Annotated in this window: 4 protein-coding genes; 2 read left to right on the plus strand and 2 right to left on the minus strand. The window is 48.5% G+C overall.

The genetic code is table 11. The features are described 5' to 3' along the window. Both B3O33_RS00225 and gshB read right to left on the minus strand, forming a co-directional pair. On the minus strand, positions 1-488 hold a 488-nt coding region (locus tag B3O33_RS00225), incomplete at its 3' end, for an FAD:protein FMN transferase (RefSeq protein WP_292362699.1). Further along, the gene (gene gshB / locus B3O33_RS00230) at positions 485-1,429 is read right to left on the minus strand and encodes a glutathione synthase (protein ID WP_292360532.1); all 945 of its coding nucleotides are present in this window, start codon (positions 1,427-1,429) and stop codon (positions 485-487) included. The genes B3O33_RS00225 and gshB, both read right to left, overlap by 4 nt. A 178-nt stretch (positions 1,430-1,607) precedes the next feature. On the opposite strand from gshB, the gene glyQ reads away from it, so the two are divergent. Continuing rightward, positions 1,608-2,543, plus strand: coding sequence for a glycine--tRNA ligase subunit alpha (gene glyQ, locus B3O33_RS00235; RefSeq protein ID WP_292360530.1), 936 nt, complete (start codon positions 1,608-1,610; stop codon positions 2,541-2,543). Beyond that, a partial coding sequence (locus tag B3O33_RS00240) for a glycine--tRNA ligase subunit beta (RefSeq protein WP_292362700.1) occupies positions 2,540-3,275 on the plus strand: 736 nt, incomplete at its 3' end. The genes glyQ and B3O33_RS00240, both read left to right, overlap by 4 nt.

Here is a 3,275-nt window from a genome sequence, read left to right on the forward strand (position 1 = left end):
AAAACACCATTTTCAATCACAATATCTTCCATCGTCGGACTATCTGCAAGCCATGCATCAATATCCTTTTGTGATGGTGGTGGACGGGATTCAAACCAGTTATCCTGTTCGTAACCCCATAGCTGAAACAGATTGCCGGCTGCCGGGTTGAATAACTGACCACTTTCACCGGCCAGTTTCTGTGCAAGAAGGATAACTTTGGCCACGTTGTCATCGACTTCAATGGATTCCCCGGCAGTAATTGCTTCATTGATTTTGGTTAACACACTGGGTTGCCAGGCGTGCCACAGATCATTTACCTCTGAAAAAGACTGCTCAAGTGTGTCTATGGTTTTAGACGCTGTTTCTTCATCAACGCCATATAGACTGACGTCAATTTCGGTTCCAAACGCATAAAACTTGGCTTGTAACGCCCGATCGCTATCTCCACAAGCACTCAATAAAGCTAAACCAATTAATAATAAAAGGCTGTGTACAACAGTCTTCATAAATGGGCCTCAATACAATTCATTAAATCACCGGCAATATTCAGATTGAACTGCCGATCAAGCTCACGGATACAGGTCGGACTGGTGACATTAATTTCGGTAAGGTAATCACCAATCACATCCAAACCGACAAATAACAGGCCTTTTTCGCGTAATTTCGGTCCGACTTGCTGGCAAATCCAGTGGTCTCTTTCAGTCAGCGGGCGACCTTCTCCGCGACCACCTGCTGCCAGGTTTCCGCGGGTTTCTCCGGCTGCCGGGATGCGGGCCAGGGCATAGGGCACCGGCTCACCATTGATCAGCAAAATGCGTTTATCACCGTCTTTAATTGCTGGCAGGTATTGCTGCACCATCACCGATTTTTTACCTAACTCAGTCAATGTTTCAACAATCACCGAAAAATTCGGATCGTCCTGACTGACTTTAAAAATTGAAGCACCGCCCATGCCGTCAAGCGGTTTGATAATAATATCGCCGTGTTGTTGCTGAAACTCACGCATCAGTGATTTTTTGCGAGTGACCAGAGTGGGGGGGCAACATTGGGGGAACCAGGCGGTAAACAGTTTCTCATTGGCATCCCGAAGGCTTTGTGGTGGGTTGACTACCAATACACCTTCTGACTGGGCCTGTTCAAGCAGGTAAGTGCTATAGATATATTCCATGTCAAATGGCGGGTCCTTGCGCATCAGAATCGCGTCAAGTTCACTCAGCCGACGTGTTTTCGGCTCGCCTAATTGATACCAGTTTTCAGCATCATCATTGACCTGCAAATCCCGCATGCTGGCCATGACTTTGCCCTGGCTCAGATAAAGATCCTGTTGTTCCATATACTGGAGCTTCCAACCTTTGGCCTGAGCCGCCAGAAGCATCGCAAAACTGCTGTCTTTTTTGATATTGATGGCCGAAATGGGGTCCATCACGATGCCGATAAGTCGCGACATAATTATGCTCTTTAACGATTAATGGGTGGCTGCATTGTACCGTATCTGTTTCTTTGCGGTGACAGTCGCACATGTCAACTTGGCAAGGCCATCAATTCATTACCGAGTTGTCTCTACAAGCCACTGCTTTATTCGCTATAATCAGTGCATTTTTAGTGATGTGAAGACAATTTTCTCAATGAGTGATTCTGCGGCAACTGTGGCGGCCACGCCAAAAACCTTTCAGGAACTGATCCTGCGCCTGCAACAATACTGGGCGGAACAAGGCTGTGTATTACTGCAGCCCTACGATATGGAAGTAGGTGCAGGCACATTCCATCCGGCAACGTTTTTACGGGCTATCGGTCCGGAGCCATGGAGTGCGGCTTATGTGCAGCCCTCGCGTCGTCCGACGGATGGCCGTTATGGCGATAATCCCAATCGCTTGCAGCACTATTATCAGTTTCAGGTACTGATCAAACCGTCACCATTAAATATTCAGGAACTGTATCTTGGATCGCTGAGAATGCTGGGGATTGATACCAGTATTCACGATATTCGCTTTGTGGAAGATAACTGGGAATCACCGACATTAGGGGCCTGGGGGCTGGGCTGGGAAGTCTGGTTAAACGGTATGGAAGTAACACAGTTCACCTACTTTCAGCAGGTTGGCGGGTTGGAATGCAAACCGGTCAGCGGGGAAATTACTTATGGCCTGGAACGCATCGCCATGTATCTGCAAGGTGTAGCCAGTGTCTATGATCTGGTCTGGGCTGACGGTCCGTTAGGTAAAGTGACTTATGGTGATGTGTTCCATCAAAACGAAGTCGAAATGTCGACCTACAACTTTGAACATGCCAATACCGAACATCTGTTTCAGCAGTTCGATACCTGTGAAAAAGAGAGTGAGAGAATGATTGCAGCGGGCTTGCCGTTACCTGCTTATGAAATGGTGTTGAAAGCGTCACATACCTTTAACTTGCTGGATGCGCGTAAAGCCATTTCGGTTACTGAAAGACAGCGCTTTATTTTGCGGGTCAGAACGTTGGCCAGAGCGGTCGCTCAGGCTTATTACGACAGACGTGAATCCTTGGGTTTTCCGATGTTAAGCAAACAGGATGAGGTGCAGTCATGAGTGATGTACGAGATTTCCTGTTGGAGCTGGGTACTGAAGAATTGCCGCCCAAAGCGCTTTCGACATTGAGTGATGCTTTATTGAAAGGTATCGAAAAAGGTTTGGCGGCAGCAGAACTGAGCTATTCGGCTTCGAAGGCCTATGCCAGTCCACGCCGTTTGGCACTCGTGATTACTGGACTGCAAACCCATCAGGCTGATCGTAATGTCGAAAAGCGTGGTCCTGCGGTCACCGCTGGTTTTGATGAAGATGGCAACCCGACTAAAGCCTTACAGGGTTTTGCCCGTTCCTGTGGCGTTGAGGTTGATGCACTGGAGACACTGGAAACTGATAAAGGAGCCTGGCTGGTCTATCGTGAAAAACAGTCTGGACAGGCGGCTACAGAATTACTGCCGGAAATTGTCAAACAGGCGTTGGCGGCATTGCCCATTCCCAAACGTATGCGCTGGGGAAGTCTGTCAGAAGAGTTCGTCAGGCCGGTGCATTGGCTTATATTGATGCTGGGTGATGAGATTATTCCTGCCAATCTGCTTGGTGTGCAATCCAATCAGTTGAGCTACGGCCACCGTTTTCATCATCCTCAGGCAATTCGCATCAGCAGCCCTCAGACTTATGCACCGCAATTGCTCAGCGAAGGCCATGTCATGGTGGATTTTAAAGAGCGTCGTGAAGCCATCCGGGGACAGGTCAGTGAACTGGCCACGCAACTGGGCGGTCAGGCCATCATTGATG

It is taken from the genome of Methylophaga sp. UBA1464, from assembly GCF_002325665.1.
Classification (GTDB): Bacteria; Pseudomonadota; Gammaproteobacteria; order Nitrosococcales; family Methylophagaceae; genus Methylophaga.